Genomic DNA, 25846 nt, shown 5'->3' with positions numbered 1-25846 from the left:
CTCCTATGCTGTCGCTGCGACGAGGGGCCGCATGCGTTCCCGCAGTTCGGTCACCGCGCCGAGTTTCACGAATTCTCCGGTGCGGTTGTACACCCGCGCCAGTTTCTTGGCCACACGGTCGGACCCGGTCTGCTCAACCACCTGCAACGCGGTATGACCGACCCGGCATGCTTCCTCGATCTCGCCTTGGATCAGCCGCACTTCCACCATATTGGACTGATCGAGTGTCGCACTGCGCCGCCGCTTTCGGTTCCGCTCCGCAATCGCGCGGTCGATATACCCGGCGGCCTCACCGGCATAGGAGGGGTCGCGACGGGCGATGTCGAGCAGGCGTCCGCCTATTGTTCCCGCCAACTCGGCGGAATCGAAGTAGTTGATCCAGTACGGATCCATTGCCGGACAGGAGGCATCGAGTGCGACGTGCGCCTTGTCGCAGGCCTTCCGGAACGCCGTCGGTCGGCCGAGTTTCCCGTAGGCCCATGCCTCCCGCGTGTACAGCATGGCTTGTGCGGTGGCAGTGAGCCTGCCTGCGGAGTATTCCTGTGCGAGCCGGATCAGTTCCAACGCATCCGATGGGCGTTCCAGATACAGCAGCTGCCGCGCCACCCCGCTGAGCGCCACAGCACAGAACGCGGGATCGTCTGCTTCCCGCGCGGCCTTCACTGCCAGCACGTAGTACCGCTGCGCCACTGCCTGCTGTCCGCGGTCCCACGCCATCACCGCGGCGGTCTCGGCGAGCTGCGCCATCGTGCCCAACAACCGCTGCCGGATCTCCGAGGGGTGCGCTTCGCCGAGCAGTTCGTTGACCTCCGCGAGCTGCCCGACCACAGCCTTGCGCCGTAGCCCACCGCCGTACTCGTCGTCCCAAGCCCGGAACACTCGGGCAGCTTTCTCCAACTGCTCGACTTCCTGGAGCCCCACCCCGGCTCGCGTCCGCCCGGGAACGGTGAGCACGTTCCCGTACCGCAACCACCGCTCCAACGGCTCGAGCAGTGGTGTACCGACGACCACCGTCGCCAACGCTTTGCTGATCTGTCGCCGATCGAGCATCAGGTCCTCCCACGTGGTACCGAGCACAAATCGTGGCAGCGGCTCACCGCGACTGCAGCATCGTTGAATGCGCCATGAACGTGCCGCGTTATGTTGCGCTGTCGAGGCGAGGATGAAGCACCGCCGACAAAGCGACGGACCGAACACCGCCAGCTCCGTTGCACGCGCCACACCGAACATCATCGGCGCTGTACTCGCGGCATGCGGGAGCTCGAAAACCGGTACGGGCCATGCTCTGAAAGAGACCAGTTATCTGCTGGCTGAACCGACGAACGCACACCGTCTGGAGCGCTCCGAGCACCGAACAGAAAGATGAAAACGCAGGCGACACTCCCGTAGCATCCGAATACACCTCGGAGGATAGGGAATAGATGCATTGGGAAGTCGCGTGCCCCACGGAACCCGGGCGGTCCGTCCTGACGAACGGCATGGCCTTCGACCGATCGTCAGCAGTGGCTGAGGTTATCGAGGCGGGTCGCCAGTTCGCGGCCCAGTACCACCCGGCCGTAACTCCATTCTTCGTTCGTCTGGGAACGGAAACGGCCTGGGTGACAGGCTTCGGCGATACAGCTGTCACGGACGCACAACTTTCCGAACGCATCGCGGAAGCCGTCGCCGATGAGAATGAGCGCCTGCAAGCCAGTGCAGCAGCGGCAGCACCGTCATCTGGCGGCGCTACCAGATCGCCGACACCGGCCGGATCGGTGACCGAGCAGTGGGCACGCATTGCTCGGTGGCTGCGGGCGAACCACTCTCCCACAACGATCATCGGCGCCACGCCGACTCAAATCGCCCAGGCCGCTGAATCAACCGGTATCACCTGGCCGCCCGAGTTGATCGAGTTCTATGAACAGATCAACGGGTTTCCCCGCGACGAATGGGTCCACCTTCTCCCGAGCCATGAGCTGTTCGACCTCGAGCGGCTCGTGTGTGAGCGGCAAATGGAACTCGACATCTACGACGAGACGAACGCCCTACACGAATACGTACCACCGGAAGGAACGACCGCCGGTACGCCCGTTTACACCTTCCTGCCCGAGTTCATCCCCTTTGCGGGACTCGACGGCTACTTGCTGTTCATCGACACACGACCCGGCGATCTGCACGGATGCGTCACCGAGTTCGAGAAGGTTGACGCCGACGCGGCCGGGCCCCGCTGGATTTCGCTCAGCGCCATGCTCACCGATCTCGCACACAGCCTCGAGACCGGTGCTTCGTTCGACGGAGACCGGCGGCCTTCAGTAAAGGAAGGCAAGTTGGACTGGCAGTACGAAGGCTGAATATATCGGATCCAGCTGGTCGACCCGCGTCGCTTGTAGCACGGAGGGCAGCTGTCTTCCTGGTCCGCACGGCTTGGTCAGTCATATCGGGTTCCACGCCGCGCCAAGACAGCAGCAGGGCACGCGTCCACAGATCGGCCCAGCGTCGTGCGTGCGGCGGCCCCGTGCCTGCGGAGTCACTTCATGCAGTACACCGAGGTGAGCACCGCGAACATCGGCAGCTCGTTGGAGCTGTCGGCCGAGGCGATGACCATCGTCATCGCGCGGCCCTCGTCGGAGCGGTAGGCGTAGGAGAGATAGCCCAGCAGTTCGCCCCCATGACCCCATACCGAGTCCCCGCACGGCGGATCGAAGCGTTGCAGTCCCAGGCCGTAATGGAACCCCATACCGCCCATCGAAACGGTTTGTCGCATCTGCGTCAGCGCGTGTGGGCTGGTCAGCTCGCCCGACAGCAGGGCAGCGAAGAACTTTTCCAGATCGGCGATGGTGGACACCATCTCACCGGCTGCCCAGTCCAGCGACGGGTTCATATCGGTGACCGCGGTCCGCTCGCCGTCGATGGTGCGGTACGCGGCCAGTGCGGGGCGCGGGAGACCGGGATCGTGGCCGGGAACTGTGGTGGAGGTCAGGCCAAGTGGAGTGAGGATACGGTCGGCGATCTCGGTGCCGTAAGAGCGGCCGGTGACATGCTCGATCAGCAGGCCGGCCACGATGTAGTTGGTGTTGGAGTAGCGAAATCGGGTGCCGGGGGCGAAGTAGGGGTCGTGGCGCAGCGCCGTGGCCAGCAATTGCCTGGGCTGGTAGGAGGTGAAACGTTCGTCCCCGCGCCATCGGTTGGTCGACATCCCCTCCTCTTTCATGTAGTCGTATAGACCGCTGGTGTGGTTGAGCACCTGGCGTACGGTGATTCGATCTCCACCCGGGATCGGGTCGGGCAACTGTCCGGCGATCGGCGCATCCAGTTCGATCCGGCCCTCGTCCACCAGTTGCAATACGACTGTCGCGACGAAGGTCTTGGTGATACTGCCGATCCGAAACCGGGTCGCGGACCCCAATTCGGCATCCTGATCGATACCACTGCTCGTCGCGATCACGTCGCGGCTGTCCGCGTGGTCGGACACTCGCAGCATCAGATCGGCATCGGCGAGCCGCGCCGCCCCTGCAGCGATATGTGCTGTCACCTGATCACGGGCGGTGACCAGGATCAGAGCCGCCATGATGACCGCCGCCACGACGGTGGCAGTCACAACGATCCCGAACCGGAGCAACTTCTGCCTCATGGATTTCGACGCTAGGGTGCGGGCGGGAGCGCGGCGAGGGTGCAGACCCGTCGGTCGGGGTGCGGAAAACCGCACCGGGGTACTGCGGTCGGACCCGCCGGACCGGGTGGGCGGCACCACTGTGCGCGACTCCGCCGATTCCTAGCTTCGGAGTATGCCTATTGCAATGGAATCCACCGACGAGTTGACCGGGGTAGCTGCCTGGGCGGTCGATCTCATGGAGCGGCTCGGCGGGCTGGGGGCGGGTACAGCCATCGCCCTCGAGAACCTTTTCCCGCCGCTACCCAGCGAGATCATCCTGCCGTTGGCCGGCTTCACGGCGAGTAAGGGGCAATTCGGGTTGGCGGAGGCCCTTATGTGGACCACGCTCGGCTCCGTGCTCGGCGCACTGGCGCTGTACGGACTGGGCGTGCTGCTCGGCCGGGACCGGCTACGGGCCATTATCGATAGGATGCCGCTGGTGCAGTTGTCCGATTTCGACCGGACCGAGGAGTGGTTCGCCCGACACGGTGGTAAGGCAGTGTTCTTCGGGCGGATGATCCCGATCTTCCGCAGCCTGATCTCCATTCCCGCCGGTGTGGAGCGGATGCCGGTCGGGCGATTCACGCTGCTCACCACCGCGGGCAGTTTGATCTGGAATTCGGTGTTCGTGTTGTCCGGGTATTTCCTCGGCGAGAACTGGCCGGTGGTGGAGACCTACGCGGGGATTTTGCAGAAGGTCGTGATCGTGGCGGTCCTGGTGGCGTCCGTAATGTACTGCGTACGGGTGTGGGCCCGGCACCGGCGGACGCGGCAAGTGAGGAGGTGACGATGAGGATTTTCCCGCAGCGCGGCGCGCGCCGCTGCGCTGCCGTACTCATCGGCACTGTACTCGGTGTCGGCACCGTTGTGCTGGATCTCGCCGCCGCGGTGGCCGGGCTGTTCGGTCCACGCCATCCGCAGCGCGTTGTCGCTCTGGAACGGCGAAGGTTGGGCCTGCTGCTCGGCAAGCCGCCGGCCGGGGAACCCACCGGCCAGCGCGCGGTGGGGTATCTGAGCCTGCGGATCGCACTCGGGCTGCTGGGCGGGGTGATCTTGGCGCTACTCGGCGCGGGGGTGATGGTCGGCGTGGCACTCGTCTACGGTGCGTCGACAGGTGCGGCGGTCCCGGTGGTCGACGCCCCCGAACCCGGGCAGGTCCGCTGGAAAACCGTGCTCGTGGTCTTACTACCGGGGCTGATCTTCGCTTTCCTCACCGTGCAAGGGCTGCTGAGTGTCACCCGGGCCGAGCTGTGGGCGTGGCGGTTTTTCGCGAAGCCCGGGGCGGGTGAGCTGGCCGAACGGGTCGCTCAGTTGACCACCACCCGGGCCGAGGTGACCGAGGTCATCGACGAGGAACGTCGCCGTATCGAGCGCGATCTGCACGACGGTGTCCAGCAGCGGGTGGTCGCGCTATCGATCATCCTGGCCCGGGTCAACCGCGAAACCGACGCCGGCGTACGCGCGGACCTGTATCAGCGGGCACGCGCCGAAACCGGACAGCTGCTCGACGAACTACGCGATGTCTCGTGGCGGATCTACCCGGCGATGCTGGCGCGTGACGGTTTGCACGCCACGCTGGAGGCGCTGGCAGACCGCACACCGCTGCCGACGCGTCTCGATATCGATCTCCCCGCACGGCCACCTCGACCGGTCGAATCGGCCTGCTACTTCACTGCCAGCGAAGCCATCACCAACGCCATCAAGCACTCCGGCGCCGCTGCGCTCGAGATCGCGGTCGGCCGTACCGGCGAGGCCGTCCGGCTGCGGGTACGCGACGACGGCTGCGGCGGCGCCGACCCGACCGGGCACGGGTTATCCGGTATCGCGGCCAGGATCCACGCGCTGGACGGTACGTTCACCGTCGACTCTCCGGCCGGCGGGCCGACCACCATCACCGCGGAGGTACCTTGCGCATAACCCTTGCCGAAGACTCGGCACTGCTGCGGGAAAGCCTGGCTCAGCTGCTCACAGCCGAAGGCCATGAGATCATCGACTCGGTCGGCACCGCCGTCGAGCTGCTGCACGCCGTCCGGCTGCGTCCGCCGGACCTGGTGGTGGCCGATGTGCGGATGCCACCGGATCATATCGATGAGGGAATTCGGGCCGCCTTGGCGATCCGGCGTGAACAGCCCGATATCCCGGTGCTGGTGCTCTCCCAGTACGTCGAACGTCGGCACGCAGCCGAATTCCTCACCGGCACTGGCGGTGTGGGCTACCTGCTCAAGGACCGGATCGCCGCCATCGACTCCTTCCTCGACGCCGTAGACCGGGTCGGCGCAGGCGGCACTGCCTTCGATCCGGAAGTGGTCCGGCAACTACTGCAGCACAGCCGGACCGGCTCCCCGATCCAACGGCTCACCACCCGCGAACGTGAAGTGCTCGAACTCATCGCCCAAGGCCTGAGTAACGCGGCGGTCAGCGAACGCCTCTACATCACGCGCAGCGCGGTCGAAAAGCACATCAACGCGATATTCGGCAAACTCGACCTGCCCGTCGGTGAAGCGCACAACCGCAGGGTGCTGGCGATCCTGGAACACCTCCGCGCCCAGTCGGACGGTTGAGCGGTGTCACCGTGCTTTTCGGCTCGGTCAGCTCAGGCGCACGCTGACCATGGGTAGGGCGTCGACAGGGCCGCCGGTGGCATGCTCGATGGCGGCGCGCAGCTTTTCCAGGCACCGGGATGGTTGTCGATATCCACGGCCTAGCCATCTCCGCTGAGCTCGGGAAACCTGATGCGGTAGTCGAATACGCCTCCCGCCTCGACGTAGACGACCTGCCCTCGGTCGAACGCCGAGCCAGCGTGCTGATCAACACAGCTCGTGGTTACGTTCAGCGAAAGGAAGACCAGGCTGCGGTGCTGGCTTTGCTCGACGCCGAACGTATCTCTGCGGACGAGGTTCACCACTCGACGCTGGTCCGGGAACTACTCCGCGAACTGCTGTTCCGTGACCACGCCCGGGCACGGCCGCATGTGCGGGCGCTTGCGCAACGGTCGGGCCTGATTGCCGGATGATACGTCAGAAAACAGAGGGGACCAGCACAGTGGACGAAACGACAATGCGAAAAGCCTATCGCGCCACCGATGTGCTGGCGGCGGTCGCTGAAGAGTTGAAGGAAGGCCGGGCAGATCGCCTGCTGCACAAAGCCGCCGCAGGTTTGGCCGTTATCTGCACTGAGGAATTGGCCGCGCGATGCGGCAATGTGTACGGTCGTCGGGTCGCCTTGCTGGTCGGCACCGGCAACAACGGCGCGGATGCGTTGCTCGCAGGGGTTCGGCTCCGGCGTCGGGGAGTCGTGGTCGACGCGCTTCTCGTCGGTGACCGCGCATACGAACCCGGTCTCGGCGAGCTGACCCGCCTCGGGGGCTACGTTCTCGCGGCTGGCGATTCAGATTCCGCCAAAAGCGCATTGAGCAGAGCTGATCTGGTAGTCGACGGGATCATCGGCGAGAGCGGAACCGGCGGTTTGTACGGTTACGCCGCTGAACTCGCCGCCGCCATCCCGCCCAGCACCCCGGTTATCGCGGTCGATATCCCGAGCGGTGTCGAACCCGACACCGGAGAAATTCACGGCCCACATATCAAAGCCGATATCACCGTCACGTTCGCCGCCTGGAAAGCCGCCACCTTCCTGCCGCCCGCGAGCTATGCAGCTGGGCGGCTTCGCTTCGTCAGCGTCGGCCTGCCACCGATCCCGGCCGAGCCGATCGTGCGCTGTCTCGGTGATCGAGGCATCGCCGAGCGTTGGCCGGTCCCGACCACGACCTCGCACAAGTACCTGCGCGGCGTTCTCGGTGTCGTAGCCGGTTCGGATACCTATCCCGGCGCAGCGGTGCTCGCCGTGATAGGCGCGAAACAAGCCGGGGCGGGCATCATCCGCTACATAGGCCCACCCCGAGTCACCGGCCACGTGTTGACCAAAGTCCCCGAAGCCGTGCCGGGCTTCGGCCAGGTACAGGCGTGGTTACTCGGCTCCGGCGTCGAGGACGACGCCGAACAGGACCGCGCCATCGACACCGCCCTGAACAGCGGCCTGCCCTGCGTGGTCGACGCCGGGGCGCTCGAGGCGTGCGTACGCAGGCGAATGGCAGGCGAGCGCTCCGCCCCCGCAGACCGCATCCTGTTGACCCCGCACGCCGGTGAGCTGGCCCGGATACTCGGCTGGCTCGGCCATGATGTGCGGCGGGACGAAGTAGAAGCCCGACCAGCGTATTTCGGGCTCGAGGTGGCGCGAGCGGTCGACGCCACCGTCCTTGTCAAAGGCGCCACCACCCTGATCACGCGCCCCGACGGGATGATCGCCAGCCAAGCTGAAGCCCCACCCTGGCTGGCGACAGCAGGCGCGGGCGATGTGCTCGCCGGGATCGCGGGCGCACTCATGTCCGGCGGGGTAGACGCCTTCGACGCAGGCGAAATGGCAGCCTTCATTCACGGCCGAGCCGCAGCCGAAGCGCATCGTAGCCGCGGCGGCGGCCCCATCACAGCCAGCTCTGTTGCGCACGTCGCGCCAAACGTCATCGGCGCTGCACTCGCGGCTCGAGAAGGCTAACGACCGAGCTTTGAACGAGAGCGCATATCTGCTGGGCAACTCCGCAAACGCACGCCGCGATCCGCGAGGATGTATAAGTCGACTTATAATAGGTCGACTTATACCAGGGGGAGGATTCACGGCAACAGGTCCGCGTCGAGCTCCGGACAGCCCGTGATCACGGCTACATCCGCTGCAGAAGCCGAACCAACGTCCCGGTTACGGGCGGCCTTTGGGGTCGGCTGCGTCGAGGAGCAGTTTCGCGGCCACCATCGCCCCGTCAGTGCGAATCGTGTCGGCCACGGCCCTGGCTCGGGCGTGGGTCTCGGGCGTCAGGGCCGTGGTGAGCGCAGTGGACAGGGAGTCGAAGGTCGGCGTCGGGCCGTCGTGAGCCGAGCCGATGCCCAGCTCGGCAACTCGGGCGGCCCAGTACGGCTGGTCCGCGATCTGGGGCACCACCAGCTGGGGTGCGCCGGCTCGCGCGGCTGTCGTCGTGGTGCCTGCGCCGCCGTGATGTACGACGGCAGCCACGCGGCGGAACAGTGCCTGCTGGTTGACCTCGCCGACGACGAAGCAGTCGTCGGCGTCGTCGATCGGGGCCAACTCAGCCCAGCCGCGGGCGAGGACGACGCGGCGGCCTTGCGCGCGGGCCGCTTCGATGGCCACCCGGGCGAGGTCTTTCGGGAGATATGAGGCCATGCTGCCGAAGCCCACATACACCGGTGGCGCGCCGGTGTTCAGGAACGCCTCCAGCTCTTCCGGGAGCGGTCGGTCGTCGGGCAGGAACCACGCCCCGGTCTGCACGATGTCGAGGTTCGTCATACCCTGCGACGGACACAGTGTCGCGTCTGCTGCCAGCCACGGCTGGTCGGTGAAGACGTAGTCGCGGACGTTGTCCACCGGTGGCAGGCCGATCGCCGCCCGATGACTGTTGAGCGCCGCACCGTACAACGCGTTCACGCGCTGGGCGTCTTCTTCCCACAACACCTCGAGGTCGGTCTCCTCCAGCGAGGACTGTTTGCCCGGCCGCGCCCCGGGCGGGAAGTGCCGCGACGGCAATCCGAACGTCTGGAAACACGCGTAGACGTAGCGGATGCCCAGTTTCTCGGCCACATCCCGCGCGCCGGCCGGCATCAGGCCGGTCGCCAGCAGTGCGTCACATCCCTCGGCCGCCGCGGTGAGCGTGTCGAACCGCGCGGCGACCAGCTCGGCCGCGAACCGGAACGCGTCTTCCGCTGTCGGCGGCCGCTCACCGGCCACCACCGAGCGCACTGGTGGCCCGAGCGGTATCAGCGGCACACCGGCACGCGCCAGTAGCGCCGCGAAATCCTCGTCCGGCGGCGCGCACACCCGCACCTGTGCGCCGAGCCCTAGCAACGCCACCGCGAGCCCCACCAATGGTTCGACGTCCCCTCGCGACCCCACCGTCGTCAACAACACACGCATTTTGCGAATCTCCCGTTTCCCTACGGCTTTTGGCTTTCGGCCGACAATTCTGAGGTACAACCCGGGCCTTGCCGCAAGCCCCCCGGTCCGCTATAAATTGAAGGGGGCAAGAAAAGAAACGGTGTTCTTTCGCGCTCTCATTTTTCTTTCCTCAGAACGATCAGCCCTTCATAATTCAGTGAGATACCGTTCTCCACGGTGTACGGCGGGACGAAGTAGAAGCCCGACCAGCGCAATTCGGACTCGAGGTGGCGCGAGCGGTCCATGCAGGCGCAAACGCTCCGCCACCACTGACGGCGGTACCATCTTTCAACCTGCGTTGATACTGCTCAGCCAGGCTCGTGCGCGCGCCTCGGCCTCCTCGCTAGTCGCGATATAACCCGCAGGCCAGTCGATTCCTGCGGCATCGATCCGTCCGACGATTTCGGTAGCGGTCACGATCTTTGCCGCTACCAGCGCGCCCACGAACTCCTTGTCCTTCTCTCTGCCTGCGAGAGACTTCGCCACACACAGGTCGATCGGATCGAGGCAGTAACCCACGCAGCCGTAGTCTTCTTTATCTCCTCCGCTGACACTGAATTTGACCAGGCGGTTTTCCCATCCGTACGGCAGCACGACGGTTTTGCGGGCGACGCCTTCGACGTAAGTTCCGGTCAGTTCCTCGAAGGCGGACCCTTCCCCCAGCCACACATCGAGGACATACAACTTGTCCGCAATGGTTGTGGGGTCAACGCCATCATGGAAGGCACTGAACGGAGCTATGTCCACCTCGAGAGAGCGCGAGGCCTCTGGCGGCAGCACAGTCTCGTCAAAACTGCCCAGAATTGACTGCGACCCGAACACCACCACGTACGGTTCCTGTAGATGGGCGCAGCCCGAATCGCTTTGAGAAGCTGGCTGCGATTCACGCGCTCATCAGTTGATGCGTCTTTTGATGAAGCTCATCAAGGACTTCGATGCGTTCCCGCTCGGACAACAACACATTCAAGGGCGACAGGCTGCGCAGTTGCAGAACCGTGTCGCCGTCCGAATCCCTGAGTTGACGAATCGCGGTCAAGTCACCCGTGGCGATCCACTGCTCCCACTGGTTGACGGCACGGTGCATGCTCGGCCCGGTGACCTCACGCCGGATCACCTGCAGCCTATCTCGCACTGCCGGGCCGTCCAGCCGCAAATGTTCTCGTTCGATCTTGTCGAGCACTCGAGCAAACATCAGCTGGAGCCGCGCATCTTTCCTGGTCACGCCCGGCCCTCCTTCCTGCCGATCACCGAACTCGAGGCGCTGTTCATCAGCATTATCGCCTAGCGGGCTGGCACCCGACCTGTCCGTGACCTGCGGAATCAACCTCAACCGTCGTGGGCTGGGAGGCGTGCCTGCCGAGCGTCGCCGGGATGCTCGGCAGGAGCCGTAGCGCAAGAGAAGCGAATGCGAAGAGACGTCTCCAGCGCTGCGGTCCCGTATCAGGGCTTGGTCAGCGCCGCATACCGGGCTAGGTGGAAATCGGCGGAACCGAATTCGCGTTCGATGGCGGTGAGGCGTTTGAAGTAGTGGCCGATGGCCAGTTCTTCGGTCATGCCCATCGCGCCGTGCAGTTGTACTGCGTTTTGGCCGATGAAACGGGCTGCGCGGGCGATGGTGACTTTGGCGGCTGATACCGAGCGGGCGCGTTCGGCGGGTTCGGCGTTCAGGGCGAAAGCGGCGAGGTAGGCGGCGGCGATGCTTTGTTCCAGTTCGATGTACATATCGACCATGCGGTGCTGAAGCACCTGGAAACTGCTGATCGGAACCCCGAACTGCTGACGTTGTCCGGTGTATTCGACGGTGTCGCCGAGCACCTTGCGCATCAGGCCTACGGCCTCGGAAGCGATCGCGGCGATCGCCTCGTCGATGGTTGGTTCGATCACCGGCCAGGCGTCGCCTTCGGTTCCGAGCAGGGCGGTGGCGGGCAGCCGGAAATCGGTGAAGGTGAGGTCGGAGCCGACGCGGTCGTCAATGGTGCGGTAGCTGTGCACCTCGACACCTGCGGGCGGGGCGGACGCGTCGAATTCGGTGACGAACAGCGAGATTCCATCTTTGGCGCGTCGTTCGCCGGAGGTGCGGGCGGAGATGATCAAGTGGGTGGCCAGTGGTGCGCTGGTGACTACGATCTTCGTACCGTCGAGCACCCAGTCGTCGCCGTCGCGGCGGGCGGTGACCGACACGTCGTGGCGGGTCTCGCCGGAGGTGGGTTCCAGCGCAGCGAACGCGATACGGGCGTCCCCGGTGACGATGGTGCGCAGCAGTTCCTCGGCGCTCTCCCCTCCTGAGCGCCGCAGCAGCCCGCCGCCGATCACGACAGTGTCCACATACGGTTCGACAACCAGCGCGCGGCCGATCTCCTCGGCGAGGATCATGCTCTCGACAGGGCCGCCGCCCATACCGCCGACCTGTTCGGGCAGCGTCGCACCCAGCACATCCAGTTCGGCGAGACCGCGCCAGATCTCCGGCTGCCAGCCCGCTCCGGTTTTCACGGCGCTGCGGCTGTTTTCCAGTCCATACCGGGAGGCGAAAAAACCTGCGACCGCGTCGCGCAGCATCTGCTGTTCATCGGTGAAGGTGAAGTTCATTCAGAGCCCCAATGCTGCTTTGGCGAGGATGTTTCGCTGAATCTCGTTGGAACCGGCGTAGATCGAGCCTGCGCGGTCGTTGAAGTAGCGCAGCGGTGCGACGGCTTGCCAGTCCGCACCGCTGCCGTAGCCGTCGGCGGGCGGCGTGTATTCGGCTATCGGACCGCCGGGCGCGGTGACGTGCGGCTGGTAGACCCGCCCGCGCGGTCCCGCAGCGGTCAACGCCAGTTCGGTGAGCTGCTGGCTGAGTTCGGTGGACAGGATCTTCAACATGGACGAGGCGGGAGCGGCGTCGCGTCCGTGCGATATCACCGATAGCGTGCGGATTTCGAGGACCTCCAGCACTTCGGTGCGAATCCGCGCCTCGGCGAGTTTCGCGGCGAAAGCGGGATCCTCGATCAGCGGGTTGCCGTCCGGTCCCGGCTGACCGGCCGCCGCTTCGCCGATCTGCTGCGCCATCGCCTGCAAGGCGGGGGCCGCCGCGCCACCGCGCTCGTGTACCAGCAGGTATTTGGCGACGGTCCAGCCGTCGTCGATCCGGCCGAGCACATTGGTCTTCGGCACCCGCACATTGTCGAAGAACACCTGGTTTTGCACCTGCTCGCCGGAGGTCATCACCAGCGGCCGGATGTCGATGCCGGGGGTGCGCATATCGATCAGCAGGAAGGTGATGCCCTGCTGTTTCTTGCTCTGGCGGGAAGTGCGGACCAGGCAGAAGATCCAGTTGGCTTCGGTGGCGTGGGTGGTCCAGATCTTGCTGCCGCTGCACACGAGATCGTCGCCGTCGTCGACGGCGGCCATGGTCAGCGCGGCCAGGTCGGAGCCCGCTTCCGGTTCGGAGTAGCCCTGGCAGAAGAACACCTCGCCGGTGAGGATGCGCGGCAGGTAGAAGTCCTTCTGCTCGGGGGTGCCGAAGGCGATGATCGCGGGGGCCACCATCCGGATGCCCATCGGTGACAGCGCGGGCGCACCGGCCAGCGACAGTTCCCGGTTGAAGATGTAGTGCTGGGTCAGTGTCCAATCGCAGCCGCCGTACTCGATCGGCCAGCCCGGCGCCGCCCAGCCGCGCTCGTGCAGGATCCGCTGCCATTGCATGCTGGCTTCGTGGTCGGAGTAGACGCTGGTCTGCAACCGTCCCGCTGCCCGCAATTCCGGTGTCAGCTTCTCCCGGAGGAACCCCCGCACCTCATCTCGAAAGGCCTTATCGGCCTCCGACCAGTCGTAATCCATTCGCGCTCCCGAGGGTTATGCGGCATCGCACCGGGGTCGGCCTCCGCCGATTAGTGAGAAAATGTAAGCACTTTCTTCTCACTGAGTCAAACTGAAGGCGCGTGCCTTCACACCCTACTCGCAGTCTTCGAACATCGCCTTCACAAACCCCGCAGATTGGTAGACGTAGTCGTAGGCCCAGCGCGCCACCGACAAACGCGGGCGCGGATCGGCGAACAGCAAGTCACCGTCCCAACATTTGCCGATGACATACCGTGCACGCGAGATATGCGGTGTGAACGTCACCACGATCACCCGCTGCCAGCCCTCCATCCGCGCCCGCTGCGCCAGATAGGCCCCCTCCCCGCGCGTGGTCCGCGGGGCCGGGTCGAAACAATCCACCTCGAAGCTGTAGCCGCCATGGCAGATCCGGTTGATCAGGGCGCTGTATTCATACGGGTTGGAAATCAGCACCCGCGGCGCGTACCCCTCGGCCGCCAGCCGCAACGCGAGCTGTTCCCGGCCGTCATGAGCACCACCCAGCACCAGGATCGCATCGGCAGGCGCCGGAACATCGATACGCGGGCGGACATAGACCGGCCACAACGCGGCAACCGCCGCCGCCACAACGATGACGAGACCGATCCCGGTCCATCCGATCCGGCGACGCATCGCCCGATCCTACTGCCCGCCCGCAGGCACAAACCCAGGTCAGGGCCGCTCCGAATCCATTGCCCTGCGCCCACACGACCTGAGCTCCGCCGTGCGGACCAGGTCGAGCACCGACGGCCGCAACTGTCTCGATCGCGCCATTCGACATGGCGCCGGGCGGGTGTACGCCGGACGCGGCACACCGTAGAGTTCACCCACGAAACAGGCCGCCAGCAGCACGACGATCCTGCCTCGGCCACCGATGCTGACGGGCGGTAGGGTCGGTGCGGTCGGTACGTTCGGGGGAGGGCCATCACCGTTCACCGGGCGGCTCGCATTCGTGACGTGGAAAACGGGATGGGCAACTGATGAGTTCGGTTCTGGGAGTTTCGGTGGGGGCAGGCGCGATTCGCCTTGCGCGCCCGCTTTCCGGTAACCCGTCCGGTCAGCTCGCCGCCGAGTCGTTCGAGCTACAAGCCATCCCCGTTACCGGCCAACAGCCGGGCGAGCTGGCTGCCGAAACGATCGGCGTCACTCTGGAAGCCACCCCCGGAATCAATGCCACCGCCATCGCCTACCGCGGCGACCAGCATGCCAGCGCGCTGCGTGCCGCCATGGCTCGCCAGCAGATCACCAACTATCAGCTCGTCCCGGAGATCGACGCCGCGCTCGCCTACGCCGAGAACTCCGGTGAACTGCAGGGCGTCGCCTCGCTGGTGGTGTACGACCTCGGCAGCTCGGGACTGTCGGTGAGCTTGGTCGACGTGCCGAGCCGCCAACTCCGTCACACCGAACGCACCAGCGATATCAGCGGCGACTACATCGATTCGCTGATCCGGGAACAGCAGATCGCCTCCGGGCGGATCGCCCACCCGCACGACCCGTCCGGACTGGCCGAACTGGACACCCTGTGCCGCGTCGCCAAAGAACAACTGTCCACGAATACCGCGGTCGCCCTGCCCAGCGAACACGGTCTGGTCCTGCTCGCGCAGGAAAACTTCGAGTCCCTGATCAACCTGGCGATCGAATCGTCGGCCCGCATCACCCGCGAGGTGATCGCACGCTCCGAGCGCCCGGCACAGGCGGTGCTCGCCATCGGAGGGGGATCCCGGATTCCGCTGGTCGCAGAGGTGCTGCGGCACCGGCTCGGTATCCCGGTGGTCGTCCCGGACAGCCCCGAGACGGTGATGGCGCGCGGGGCGGCCCTCCTGGCCCGCCCGGTGCAGCCGGCCCGCCCACCGGCCCCGGCAGGCCTACCCCCCGGTTTCGACAACGACCAGATGTCACCGGCCTGGCTCACCGAACACGCCCGCCGCCAGGATCGCCGCGAGGTCAGCGGCGCGGTCCTCACCGTCAGCGCGCTCGCCGTGCTCGCCGCACTCGGTCTCGGCCTCGGCTACGGACCCCAAGTGCTGGAACAGGATTCGCAAGGCAGCGACGACTACACCACCACGGTGCCAACCACCATATCGCCCACCCCCACCCGCGAACAGCAGCTGGCGAGCATCCCCAGCACCACCCCGGAAAGCGAATCGGTCGCTGAGCCGCCCCCGCGCAGGCAGACCACCGAAGCGCCGACCACCACGCAGGGCCCGAACACCTTCGTAGTGCCGGGTCTTCCGCCGATCGTGGTCCCCACCATCCCGCCGGACGTGTTCCCCTTCCCGCCGCCACCGGCCCAGCCCCCCGCCTGATCGCCTGGTCGACACACTGGCCCGGTTCGTCACGTCCGTTACCCGGCGAGCTGGCCTCGCATGGAACGGCGCTGAGCGAACGAAGATCCGCGCCGAGGCCGAGGTGGCGTTCAGCTGGTTCCGCGATATGCGCCGGGCAGCTACCCCAGCTTCACGAGAAACACGGCAACATTCGAGACAAACGAAGCCAGCGGGACGCGTACGACCCCGAACCGACCAACACCTGGCCGTTACGGAGCGAGGACCAGGCGCTCATGGCCAGCTCTATATGGACGACAGCCAGAGGCCGACGTGGAGAGGACCAGACGTTATGGCTGGCCGTGACGCGGCCAATGCCCGGGTTGCCTGCCGAACTGGTCGGGATTCGGTGGGACGCTCCCGGGTTGTGGAGCCGGGCCGTAACGCGGGGTCTCGGGTCGTGCGGCAGGCTGAGGCCGGTCCGGGGAAAGGCGGCCATCGGATTGCTGAACACGGCGGTCAGCGGGTGGACGCTGACGAGTGGCGCTCGATTGCTCGGCGGCAGAGCGGCGGTCAGCCGTTGCGCGCCGGTCAGGGGTGCGCCGATCAGCGGCTCGGCGATCGCCCGGTGCCCTCCGGTTACGATCACCGGCTGTCCGCCGGTCTCCCGGCGACCGCCGAACCTCGGCAGAATGACGCCGTGCGGGCTTCCGGCGCTCCGGAGCCTGCGGGCCGGAACCAATGGGGCGGGCAAGTAGCACCGCGATACCGGTGGTCAGCGGCACCGAAAGGGCCAGGCAGACACCGCCGACCGCGGAGCGGGCGATTTCGATGGCAACAGCGTCGCCGACCAGAACGTCACGGATCGAGCGGCCCGCCACACTGAACAGCAGCAGCAGCGGCAGCGCGCCACCGGCGTAGGCGAGCACCAGGGTGTAGACGGTACTGGCGATATGGTCGCGGCCGACGCGCATCGCCGCCGCGAAGATCTCCCGCCGCGTCGCCGCTTTGTCGAGCGCGGCCAGTTCGAACGCAGCCGAAGCCTGAGTGATGGTGACATCGTTGAGCACACCGAGTGAGCCGATAATGAAACCGGCCAGCAGCAGACCGGTGATGCTGACGTTCTCGATATATGTGGCGACGTTGGTGTTCTGTTCCTCCGACAACCCGGTCAACCGCGTCATCTCGATCACCGCCCAGGACAGCACTGCGGCGATCAGCATCGACGTCAAGGTGCCGAGCAGCGCCGAACTGGTGCGCAGATTCACCCCGTGCGCAAGGTAGAGCACCGCATACAGGATCAGCGACCCGGCGACCAGCGCGACCGGTATCGCCGGTTTTCCGTCGAGCAACGCGGGCAGCAGGAACATCACCAACACCGCGAATGCGAACCCGAGGCCGAGCAATGCCCGCAATCCGCGCCAGCGGGCCACCACGATGATCACGATCACGAAAACCGCCGCGATCAAGGCCAGCGGCAGGCCACGGGCGTAATCGTCGAACGTGTACATCGGGGTGCCGTCGGGTGCGGTCTGCCGGACGATCCGGAGCTCGTCACCGGCGGCCAGACTGGGTTGCCCTGGGCCGGGCGCGATTTCGAACAGGGTGTTGTTGCCCTTGTGCGGTCCGGATTCGATCGCGATCAGGCTGCGCTGGCAGGTGTAGACGTTGCTGGCGGGGGGTGCGGGGTCGCCGCGGAACACCTTGCCGCTATCGGGGCTGCCGCACGGCCCGACGTCCTGCCGGAAGACGGTGCCTGCCTCGGTGACCACCGCGCTGCCGTCGGCGTTCTGCATCGGCAGCGGAATATCGACGCTCTGGCGGCTCGGCCACAACACGATGGTGGCGATAACAACGACCACGCCGATCACGGCGAGTAGTCCGACGACAACCCGGGCCGCGGTGGCCCCGATCGCTATCGGGCCCGAATGGTTGTGGTGATGGTGGTGGTCGCTCACCCGGGTGAGCTTAAAGGATGTCATTTTCACCAGCGTCGCGAGCGAAAAGCCCACTGACGGTGAGAATTGAGAGCTCAGAGATTCGGGAGGGGGCGGCGGAGAGCAGGGGGATGTCTCCGCCGCCCGCAGGTTGGCGGCCCAGGGGGGTAGGCGGCCTAACCCGTAAGGCCGGGTTGCCCAGGGGGGGTAGACAACCGGGCCGGGCACCAGAGGTGCCGAGGACTACTGTACACAAAAGATCCGCTTTCGCGCCAGTCAGTCAGGAAAACTCGTCCAAAGCCGTGCAGAAGGTATGTTTTTATCGGGGGAAACGGGCTCTCGGACCTCTCCGGTCACTGCCGGTAGCTGGACAAGAAGTTGCCGAACCGCTCGATCGCCACCGCCAGATCGCGCGCCCACGGCAACGTCACGATCCGCAGATGATCGTGGTTCGGCCAGTTGAACCCGGTCCCCTGCACCATCAGGATCTTCTCCTGCAGCAACAGATCCAAGATCAGCTTGGCATCGTCGTAGATCTCGTGCACATTCGGGTCCAAACGAGGAAACGCGTACAGCGCCCCCCTCGGCTTCACACACGTCACCCCCGGAATCATGTTCAACCGCTCCCACGCGACATCCCGCTGTTCGAGCAGTCTACCGCCTGGCAGAATCAGATCCTCGATACTCTGATGCCCCCCGAGCGCCACCTGAATGGCATGCTGGGCGGGCACATTCGGGCACAGCCGCGACGAAGCGAGCAGATCGATCCCTTCGATGAACCCGGCGGCGTGGTCCTTCGGGCCGGTGATGACCAGCCAACCCGAACGGTAACCCGCCACCCGATACGCCTTGGACAGTCCGTTGAAGGTCAGGCACAGCAGGTCGGGAGCCAGCGAGGCCAGCGAAATGTGCTTGGCGTCGTCATAGAGGATCTTGTCGTAGATCTCGTCGGCGAGCAGCAGCAGTCGATGCTTGCGGGCCAGATCAACCAACTGTTGCAGCACCTCGGTGGTGTACACCGCGCCGGTGGGGTTGTTCGGGTTGATCACCAGCAGCGCCTTGGTCTTGTCGGTGATCTTCGATTCGATATCGGCGATATCGGGCTGCCAGCCGTTGGCCTCGTCGCACAGATAGTGCACCGGGGTGCCGCCGGCCAGACTGGTCATGGCGGTCCACAGCGGATAGTCCGGCGCGGGGATCAACACTTCGTCGCCGTTGTCCAGCAGCGCCTGCATAGTGATGGTGATCAGCTCGGACACGCCGTTGCCGAGGTAGACGCTGTCGACGTCCAGCTCAGGGAAGCCGGGCACCAGCTCGTAGCGGGTTACGATCGCGCGCCGCGCCGACAGGATCCCTTTCGACTCCGAATAGCCCTGGGCATACGGCAGCGCGGCGATGATGTCGCGCATGATCACGTCCGGCGCCTCGAAACCGAACGGGGCCGGGTTGCCGATATTCAGCTTGAGGATGCGATGCCCCTCTGCCTCCAGCCGTGCTGCATGCGCGAGTACCGGTCCACGAATCTCGTAGACGACGTTCTGCAGCTTCGTGGACTGCTCCAGGACGCGCGGGCGATGGGGATGACTGGTACTCACCTGAACCATGGTGCCACTGCCTGGCCAGTGGTTTTTCCGACGGTGGCAGACAATGTCAGCGCCGTCACCAGGAAACCACCGGTCACGCCGGTCGCGGCGGGCGGGGCGGAACCGGCAGGCCACGGGCGGGCGCCCCGCCGCAGAACTCCTCGATACGTTCGTCGAGCGTCCGCGCCTCGGCCGCCTCGCGGAAAGCAGGCCCGCAGATGCGGCGGCGCACCCCGGTCAGCCGCTCCTCCAGTTGCGCGATGCGTTTGTCCTCGTCGAGGTCGAGCACCGGCCGCAACGCGTCGGCGGCGCCGTCGAGGCTGCCGTTGATCAGATGCGCGGCGGCCGCGTCCACCCGCGCCAGCGCCTCCGCGCCGTAGGAACGCTGCCGCGACGGCCCGCGCGAATACAGGTCGATCGCATTACGGGTGGCTTCCAGCGCGGGTTCGGCCATATCCAGGTGGATGTAGGTGGCGCCCGCGTAATACATGGCCTTGGCGTCGGAGAAACCGAACACCCCGCCGATCTCGTCGTGCAGGCTGTCGGTCGCCGCACCGCCGCGCGCCTCCTCCGCCGCCCGGATACACCGTTGCGTCTCGTCGGCGCTGCCGATCTTCGACCATATTCTGGCCTCGATATTGCACAGCCGCACCTTCGCGGTGGCCGAATCGGCGAACTCCTGCCCGCTCTGCGCCAGCAGCACCGCCCGATGCGGGCGCTCCGACCAGTACTCGATGAGCGCATGCATTCCCCGTGTCCAGGCACGCAACCCGTTGTGCCCGCACAGTTCCGAATAGGCCCACGCCGCGCGGATCTGCTCACCCGCCGCATCCAGATAGCCCAGATCGGTGCTCGCGTTGGCCAGCAGCCCGGACAACGTGCCAGCGAGCAGATACAGGTGACTGGTATCGGCCGGACGCTGATGCCCCTCCAGCAGCCGATACACCCGCCGCCGCACCCGAAGCATCTCCACCATCATCGGCATGGGCGGGATGTGCACGTAGTCGTTGGCGATCCGGGTGACGTCGGCGTCGAGCTGGTCCAGTGTGCTCGCGCCGACATTGGTGCTCTCCGCCTTACCTGCGTGCTCACTTGCCTCGTGGGCAGCCGCCATGATCAGATCCCTCTCCGAAATAGCTGCTGACGCGTCCCCCCGTACCGCCCCCGCGTCGATGAGCGCCAGCAGCTCCGCGTCGTTGGAATAACTGGTGGGCGTCACGGCGCCGGTGCGTGCCCCGAGCCCCGGTTCGGGCGCGGCGATCAACTCCGTGAACCGTGCCCGCTCGATATCGTCGGATCGAGCCAGGCAGGTATCGAGGGCGGCTTGATTGACCGGACGCGGATGCACCCGCACACCGCCTGCCTCCCATTTGGACACCAGGCGTTCGTGCACACCCAAATGTGCCGCGAACTCCCGGATGCTCATCCGTTTGGCATCGCGCAGCGCCCGGGCCTCCTTCCCTGACCATTGGCCGACCACGTTGTCACCCTTTCGAAAGTTTTTCTCCCCCAGAGTACGAGCGGTTTGTGAGCACAACCACAACGATTGCCGCTGTCCATAACTCTGGCAGCAAAAGGGCAGTAAAAGGCGGGCGTGTAGGCGATTCCGGCGCGCCGGGGTGTCGCGAGATCCTTACTGGACAGGGAACCCGGCGATGGGGATGCGCCGGGAGGCTCACGACTCTTTACGCCCGGACGCAAGGAGTTCGACCATGAACGTGGAAAAGCTCAGAACAGCCGATGATTGGGCCGCCTACTATCGGCACGAGTTCGGTCTGCCGGTAGCCGAACGCGGTGGTTTCGTGATGCTGCCGATCACCAGCCGAGTCTGCATCCTGCACCTACCCACCGTGCGCGCCGAAAAAGTGCGCGCCGCAGTTGCTCAGCAGGGATCTGAAAATGTTCGAGTTCCCATGCTGGCCAGGCAGATTCGCTGGAGTTTCCTCGCCTACCCGGACAGCAGGCCCGAGGCGGAAGTGCTGCAGACGCTCAACCGGCTCGATATCGGACTACCCGGTGTCGGCAGCGCCGTCATGCTGCCCACCGGCCTCGGCCGCTGGACCAGGGAGGGATGTTACTGGGTCGCCCCACCCGAACGCGGCGAACCGCTGCCGCCGCTGTCGGCGATCGTCGACACGGCGCTGACGGCCGGAGGCGAAGACCTGCACTGAATATCGCGGCCCGGCTCCTACTTCGGCAACGGGAAATTCAGGTAAGCCCTGGAGGGAGTCGGGCCGCGCTGCCCCTGATACTTCGAGCCGGTGGTCGCGCTGCCGTACGGGTTCTGTGCGGGGCTGGACAGCCGGAACAGGCACAGCTGCCCGATCTTCATTCCCGGCCACAACGTGATCGGCAGATTCGCCACATTCGACAACTCCAGCGTGATATGCCCGCTGAACCCCGGGTCGATGAATCCCGCCGTCGAATGCGTGAGCAACCCGAGCCGCCCCAAACTCGATTTACCTTCCAGCCGCCCGGCCAGATCGTCGGGCAGCGAGCACACCTCCAAAGTGGACCCGAGCACGAACTCCCCAGGATGCAGCACGAACGGCTCACCCTCGGCCGGTTCCACCAAACTCGTCAACTCGTCCTGGCGCTGCGCCGGATCGATATGGGTATAGCGGGTGTTGTTGAACACGCGGAACACCCGGTCCAAACGCACGTCGATACTCGACGGCTGGATCAGATTTTCGGCAAACGGTTCGAGCCCGAGACGCCCCGCGGCGATCTCCGCCCGGATATCACGATCGGAAAGCAGCACGCCGACGAGCGTAACGCCTGATCACCACCCGTCCGCAGGCACGCTCACCTGGCGACGCCCGCTCGTAGTCGACACGCCCCCGGTGAATAACGCCCACTGTTTGTCACACCCCTGGCGAATACTGCCCGCCATGACCGACTCAGGCACCCACACCCATCACGGCATCGACTACATCGAACTGACAGTCACCGACCTGGACGCCGCCAAACGCTTTTACACCGCAGCCTTCGGCTGGCAGTTCAACGACTACGGCCCCACCTACGCAGGCATCCGCCGCTTCGACGGCTCCCCCGGCGAAGCAGGCGGCCTCGCCGTAGCAACCGAGGCCCGCACCGGCGGCCCACTGGTCCTGCTCTTCTCCACCGACCTGGACGCCTCCGTCACCGCCGTCCGCTCCGCAGGCGGAACCGTCACCGACGGCCCCTACGACTTCCCTGGCGGCCGCCGCTTCCACTTCACCGACCCCAGCGGAAACGAACTCGGCGTCTGGGCCGAACCCTGACCCACCTGCGCCGTCACGGGCCAGAGACAACTCACAAACTAATACAGAATTTTCTGTATTCAGTTTCTGATGTACTGTTCGGTTGTGGAGACCGCTGTACACACCGATGCTCTGGCCCGGTTCGGGCACGCCCTGTCCGACCCGACCCGCACCCGGATTCTGTTGCGCCTGCGGGCAGCGCCCGGATATCCCTCGGAGCTGGCCGAGCAGATCGGGGTGACCCGTCAGATCCTGTCCAACCACCTCGCCTGTCTGCGTGGTTGCGGGCTGGTCGTGGCGGTGCCCGAGGGCCGACGCAGCCGCTACGAGTTGGCCGATACCCGGATCGCGGCCGCATTGGAGGACCTGCTTGGTCTGGTGCTGGCGGTGGATCCGGCCTGTTGCCCGGACACCGAGACCGAAGGCTGCTGCTGATGGCTCAGCCGCTGAGGTTGCCCCTCTCTGCCGCCGCATCGAAGCCGTCAACGCAGCGGCGGGCGGTGCTGGCACGGCGAATCCGCTGGTTTGTCGCCGCGACGATCACCTACAACATGATCGAAGCCGTGGTGGCACTCTCCGAGGGCGCGCGGGTGTCGTCGACCGCGCTGATCGGGTTCGGTCTGGACTCGGTGATCGAGGTGTCCTCGGCGGCGGCGGTGGCCTGGCAGTTCGCCGGGCGCGATCCGGAAGCGCGGGAGAAGGTCGCACTGCGGGTCATCGCGTTCTCGTTCTTCGCTCTGGCGCTCTACGTCACCGTCGACTCTGCGCGCTCCCTGCTGGGGGTCGGTGCGGCCGAGCACTCCACGGTCGGGATCGCGTTGGCCGCCGTGAGTTCGGCAGTGATGCCCGGCTTGTCGTGGGCGCAGCGCCGCGCCGGCCGCGAACTCGGTTCCGCTTCTGCGGTCGCCGATTCGAAGCAGACGCTGCTGTGCACCTATCTATCGGCGGTGCTGCTGACCGGGCTGCTGCTCAACAGCGTGTTCGGCTGGTCGTGGGCTGATCCGATCGCCGCCTTGGTCATTGCCGCGATCGCGGTCCGTGAAGGCCTCGATGCCTGGCGCGGTGACACCTGCTGCCCGAACCCGGCCGCGCTCACCGGTGACAGCGCCGGACACGACTGCGACTGCCGCGACTGAACCATCGTTCTCGGAAGGACTCTCACGCCATGCCCCGGATCCCGGAAGCTGCCCGCGGCCGCTACCACGAGGAAATGCGCGCCGCCCGCGCCGCGACCGATATCGGACAGCGGTGGGCGCACCTGGAACGCGCACACATACTGTCCCAGCCCGACCCGTGGCTGCATACCGGCAACCACATCGCCATGTTCGTCCTGGCGGTGCGTCAGCGTGACCGCCGTGAAGCGCTCGGTCAGTTCGTGCGGATCGTCGTTGCCGCGCCCGGCTCACTGATCGGGCGTTACCCCGAGGGCAACACCGGGCGAGCGCGGATCGGGCTGCTCCAGCCGATGCCGGTGCCCGCCGATCTGCAAGCCCTACTGACCCCGACCTGACTCATGAACGAGCCACTTACAACTGCCCGTCCACGAATAAGTAGTAGTAGGGGGAATCGCGAACGTTCCTCGATATTCCCTAGTGGTAGCGAGCCATGACCTTGACATTGACACTGACGTCATAGTTTAGGTTTCGGCCGCATGAGCAGACTTCACCCAGCCTTGCTGGACGGCAATCCTGCCGATCTCGACGGACTCGCACCTACAGCATTCGCGGGCTTCGCGCATTTCACCGCGATGCAGGTTCGCGATGGTGCGGTACGCGGACTCGATCTCCACCTCAACCGCTTGGTCGATGCCTCACGGGCATTGTTCGGTGCCGCACTCTCGCCCGATCAGGTCCGACACGAGCTGCGCGCCGCGTTGACGATGTCTCCCGCAGACCTATCCCTGACCGTCACGGTCTTCGACTCCAACGGAGAGTTCACCAACGAGGCACGACAGCCGTCGTTGCACACGCTGATCAGGACCGCGCCCCCGGCGAACGGGCCGCAGGGTCCGCTGGCGCTCGCCCTCTTCGAGCACGAACGGTTCATGCCCGAGATCAAACATGTCGGTGAGGGCGCGAAGACGTACTTCATGCGACGTGCACGCGCTGCCGGGTTCGACGACGCTGCGTTCGTGGACCGGCACGGGCACCTGAGCGAGGCGTCGATCTGGAACCTTGCATTCTCGGATGGTGACACCATCGTGTGGCCTGACGCAGACGTTCTTCCCGGCACCACGATGGGCATTCTCCGCCGACAGCTCGCCCATGCGGGCGTCCCACAACGAACCCAAATAGTGAAACCCGACGATGTGGCCGCCTTCACCGGCGCGGTTGTCATGAACTCGTGGACACCGGGCATAGCCGTACAGCGGATAGGCGATGCCGCTTTGAGTCGCAGCTCCGACTTGGTCGCCTCACTGCGAGCCGCATACGAAGCGGAACCCCTGATAGAACCGTGACGGGCAGCGCTGATCTACTAACGGGCTGCCGATGACGCCGAGCCACATCGCTGTCGATATGTCGCGGATGATGCAGCAGTATCGAGAGGGCCGCACCGGCGCATAGCGGCACATGCGTGGCACTACGGCGGGTTCGATGCGGCCCAAACGAAGCGTCCGGCGAGGAGCAGTGGAGCAGATGCGTGGTTAACCAGCGCAACATCGCAATTGTGTTCGTGGAGCCGATGACGGGAATCGAACCCGCGCTGTCTGCTTGGGAAGCAGAAGTTCTACCATTGAACTACATCGGCGCAGTACCCAGAGATACCACCGAGACTTTAGCAGAGCCCGCGCACTTCACGAAACAGAGCTGGTAGAGGCTCCGACCTGCGGAACCCACCCCTCAGTGCGATCTTGCTCGCTCAGCGCGACAAGTGCGGCTGTTTGTGACTCGAATGGATGCACGCCTCGCGGCGGATACAGCTGACTCGCCTCAGGGCAGGCGAAACCGGGTGCTGTGGAAGCGCGGGGCCGGATGGGTGGCGAGCCCGTGGATACGGAGAACCTCAGCGCGATCGAAACCGCGGCGAATATGTCGGGGCTCGGGGTTATCGTCGCCGGGTGAGTGGAGCGCGGTACACGTTCACGACCCGGATATGGGAGCACCACGGGCAGGGCAGCTGGCATTTCGCCGACCTGCCCGAGGATATTGCCGACGAGATCGAGGCGATCTACGGGCACCGCAGCGGTGGGTTCGGCGCGGTGCGGGTGCATGTGACCATCGGCAGCAGCCGCTGGTCGACTTCGCTGTTCCCGGACAAATCCCGGGGGACCTACATCCTGCCGGTGAAGAAGGCGGTACGTTCGGCCGAAGATCTGAGTGCGGGGTCGTCGGCGCGGGTTCAGATCGTCGTCGCAATCTGA

At 65.6% G+C, this 25846-nt stretch carries 25 protein-coding genes, 1 tRNA gene and 1 pseudogene; 14 read left to right on the top strand and 13 right to left on the bottom strand.

Translation table 11 applies throughout. The features are described from left to right. Positions 1–3 precede the first annotated feature (3 nt). Positions 4–1230: an NsdA family TPR-like regulatory protein gene (locus B0T44_RS11885; protein ID WP_497006528.1), complete on the bottom strand. Its 1227-nt coding sequence runs from the start codon at positions 1228–1230 to the stop codon at positions 4–6. Between the two features lie 191 nt (positions 1231–1421). On the opposite strand from B0T44_RS11885, the gene B0T44_RS11880 reads away from it, so the two are divergent. Further along, positions 1422–2330: an SMI1/KNR4 family protein gene (locus B0T44_RS11880; protein ID WP_077115524.1), complete on the top strand. Its 909-nt coding sequence runs from the start codon at positions 1422–1424 to the stop codon at positions 2328–2330. Positions 2331–2506: 176 nt separating this feature from the next. Here B0T44_RS11880 and B0T44_RS11875 read toward each other — a convergent pair whose 3' ends face one another. Beyond that, complete coding sequence (locus tag B0T44_RS11875) at positions 2507–3610, bottom strand: serine hydrolase domain-containing protein (protein ID WP_077115523.1); 1104 nt, start codon at positions 3608–3610, stop codon at positions 2507–2509. Positions 3611–3764: 154 nt separating this feature from the next. Between B0T44_RS11875 and B0T44_RS11870 the strand changes: the two genes are divergently transcribed. From B0T44_RS11870 to B0T44_RS11850, 5 genes are all read left to right on the top strand, one after another. Continuing rightward, positions 3765–4418: a DedA family protein gene (locus B0T44_RS11870; protein WP_077115522.1), complete on the top strand. Its 654-nt coding sequence runs from the start codon at positions 3765–3767 to the stop codon at positions 4416–4418. A 2-nt stretch (positions 4419–4420) separates the two neighbouring features. Further along, complete coding sequence (locus B0T44_RS11865) at positions 4421–5548, top strand: sensor histidine kinase (protein ID WP_077115521.1); 1128 nt, start codon at positions 4421–4423, stop codon at positions 5546–5548. Beyond that, positions 5539–6192 carry a response regulator transcription factor gene (locus B0T44_RS11860; RefSeq protein ID WP_077115520.1) on the top strand — a complete coding sequence of 218 codons (654 nt, stop codon included), beginning with the start codon at positions 5539–5541 and terminating at the stop codon, positions 6190–6192. Before B0T44_RS11865 ends, B0T44_RS11860 begins: the two co-directional genes overlap by 10 nt. Before the next feature lie 119 nt (positions 6193–6311). Next, entirely contained in the window at positions 6312–6644 is a 333-nt protein-coding gene (locus B0T44_RS11855; RefSeq protein ID WP_077115519.1) for a hypothetical protein, read from the top strand. Between the two features lie 29 nt (positions 6645–6673). Then, positions 6674–8179, top strand: coding sequence for a bifunctional ADP-dependent NAD(P)H-hydrate dehydratase/NAD(P)H-hydrate epimerase (locus B0T44_RS11850; RefSeq protein WP_175647963.1), 1506 nt, complete (start codon positions 6674–6676; stop codon positions 8177–8179). Positions 8180–8377: 198 nt separating this feature from the next. On the opposite strand, the gene B0T44_RS11845 is transcribed toward B0T44_RS11850, so the two are convergent. The 6 genes from B0T44_RS11845 to B0T44_RS11820 form a co-directional block, all read right to left on the bottom strand. Then, positions 8378–9604 (bottom strand): glycosyltransferase, encoded by a 1227-nt coding sequence (locus B0T44_RS11845; protein ID WP_077115517.1) that lies wholly within the window; start codon positions 9602–9604, stop codon positions 8378–8380. Between the two features lie 309 nt (positions 9605–9913). Beyond that, positions 9914–10453 (bottom strand): DUF6036 family nucleotidyltransferase, encoded by a 540-nt coding sequence (locus B0T44_RS11840; protein ID WP_175647962.1) that lies wholly within the window; start codon positions 10451–10453, stop codon positions 9914–9916. Between the two features lie 55 nt (positions 10454–10508). After that, on the bottom strand, positions 10509–10847 hold the full coding sequence (locus B0T44_RS11835) for a hypothetical protein (RefSeq protein ID WP_139347714.1): 339 nt from the start codon (positions 10845–10847) through the stop codon (positions 10509–10511). Positions 10848–11065: 218 nt separating this feature from the next. Further along, positions 11066–12211, bottom strand: a complete 1146-nt coding sequence (locus B0T44_RS11830) for an acyl-CoA dehydrogenase family protein (RefSeq protein WP_077115516.1) — start codon at positions 12209–12211, stop codon at positions 11066–11068. Further along, complete coding sequence (locus B0T44_RS11825) at positions 12212–13441, bottom strand: acyl-CoA dehydrogenase family protein (protein WP_077115515.1); 1230 nt, start codon at positions 13439–13441, stop codon at positions 12212–12214. A gap of 114 nt (positions 13442–13555) precedes the next feature. Continuing rightward, positions 13556–14092 carry a YdcF family protein gene (locus B0T44_RS11820; protein WP_077115514.1) on the bottom strand — a complete coding sequence of 179 codons (537 nt, stop codon included), beginning with the start codon at positions 14090–14092 and terminating at the stop codon, positions 13556–13558. Between the two features lie 347 nt (positions 14093–14439). Between B0T44_RS11820 and B0T44_RS11815 the strand changes: the two genes are divergently transcribed. Then, entirely contained in the window at positions 14440–15765 is a 1326-nt protein-coding gene (locus tag B0T44_RS11815; RefSeq protein ID WP_077115513.1) for a DUF7159 family protein, read from the top strand. Positions 15766–16418: 653 nt separating this feature from the next. Here the strand turns inward: B0T44_RS11815 and B0T44_RS11810 are convergent. The 3 genes and pseudogenes from B0T44_RS11810 to B0T44_RS11800 all read right to left on the bottom strand — a co-directional run. Next, a pseudogene (locus B0T44_RS11810) lies at positions 16419–17705 on the bottom strand (YibE/F family protein); the annotation flags it as partial. Positions 17706–18013: 308 nt separating this feature from the next. Continuing rightward, positions 18014–19264, bottom strand: coding sequence for a pyridoxal phosphate-dependent aminotransferase (locus B0T44_RS11805; RefSeq protein WP_077115690.1), 1251 nt, complete (start codon positions 19262–19264; stop codon positions 18014–18016). 73 nt (positions 19265–19337) lie between these two features. Next, complete coding sequence (locus tag B0T44_RS11800; RefSeq protein WP_245839542.1) at positions 19338–20723, bottom strand: helix-turn-helix domain-containing protein; 1386 nt, start codon at positions 20721–20723, stop codon at positions 19338–19340. A gap of 232 nt (positions 20724–20955) precedes the next feature. Between B0T44_RS11800 and B0T44_RS11795 the strand changes: the two genes are divergently transcribed. Beyond that, on the top strand, positions 20956–21414 hold the full coding sequence (locus B0T44_RS11795) for a hypothetical protein (RefSeq protein ID WP_077115512.1): 459 nt from the start codon (positions 20956–20958) through the stop codon (positions 21412–21414). A gap of 17 nt (positions 21415–21431) precedes the next feature. On the opposite strand, the gene dcd is transcribed toward B0T44_RS11795, so the two are convergent. Beyond that, positions 21432–22004 (bottom strand): dCTP deaminase, encoded by a 573-nt coding sequence (dcd, locus tag B0T44_RS11790; RefSeq protein WP_077115511.1) that lies wholly within the window; start codon positions 22002–22004, stop codon positions 21432–21434. A gap of 130 nt (positions 22005–22134) precedes the next feature. On the opposite strand from dcd, the gene B0T44_RS11785 reads away from it, so the two are divergent. From B0T44_RS11785 to B0T44_RS11765, 5 genes are all read left to right on the top strand, one after another. After that, positions 22135–22506 carry a VOC family protein gene (locus B0T44_RS11785; protein WP_077115510.1) on the top strand — a complete coding sequence of 124 codons (372 nt, stop codon included), beginning with the start codon at positions 22135–22137 and terminating at the stop codon, positions 22504–22506. Positions 22507–22590: 84 nt separating this feature from the next. Next, positions 22591–22920 carry an ArsR/SmtB family transcription factor gene (locus B0T44_RS11780; RefSeq protein ID WP_077115509.1) on the top strand — a complete coding sequence of 110 codons (330 nt, stop codon included), beginning with the start codon at positions 22591–22593 and terminating at the stop codon, positions 22918–22920. After that, positions 22920–23621: a cation efflux transmembrane domain-containing protein gene (locus B0T44_RS11775; RefSeq protein ID WP_077115508.1), complete on the top strand. Its 702-nt coding sequence runs from the start codon at positions 22920–22922 to the stop codon at positions 23619–23621. The genes B0T44_RS11780 and B0T44_RS11775 overlap by 1 nt, the downstream gene beginning before the upstream one ends. 29 nt (positions 23622–23650) lie before the next feature. Beyond that, positions 23651–23995, top strand: a complete 345-nt coding sequence (locus B0T44_RS11770; RefSeq protein ID WP_077115507.1) for a DUF3703 domain-containing protein — start codon at positions 23651–23653, stop codon at positions 23993–23995. Positions 23996–24136: 141 nt separating this feature from the next. Next, positions 24137–24943 carry an aminotransferase class IV family protein gene (locus tag B0T44_RS11765; protein WP_077115506.1) on the top strand — a complete coding sequence of 269 codons (807 nt, stop codon included), beginning with the start codon at positions 24137–24139 and terminating at the stop codon, positions 24941–24943. Between the two features lie 216 nt (positions 24944–25159). On the opposite strand, the gene B0T44_RS11760 is transcribed toward B0T44_RS11765, so the two are convergent. Continuing rightward, positions 25160–25233, bottom strand: a tRNA-Gly gene (locus B0T44_RS11760). A gap of 310 nt (positions 25234–25543) precedes the next feature. On the opposite strand from B0T44_RS11760, the gene B0T44_RS11755 reads away from it, so the two are divergent. Further along, positions 25544–25846, top strand: coding sequence for a DUF1905 domain-containing protein (locus B0T44_RS11755; RefSeq protein WP_077115505.1), 303 nt, complete (start codon positions 25544–25546; stop codon positions 25844–25846).

The organism is Nocardia donostiensis, from assembly GCF_002081715.1.
Lineage (GTDB): Bacteria > Actinomycetota > Actinomycetes > Mycobacteriales > Mycobacteriaceae > Nocardia > Nocardia donostiensis.
Note: the sequence above shows the minus strand (reverse complement) of the source record. Positions and strands in the feature narration are given on the sequence as shown.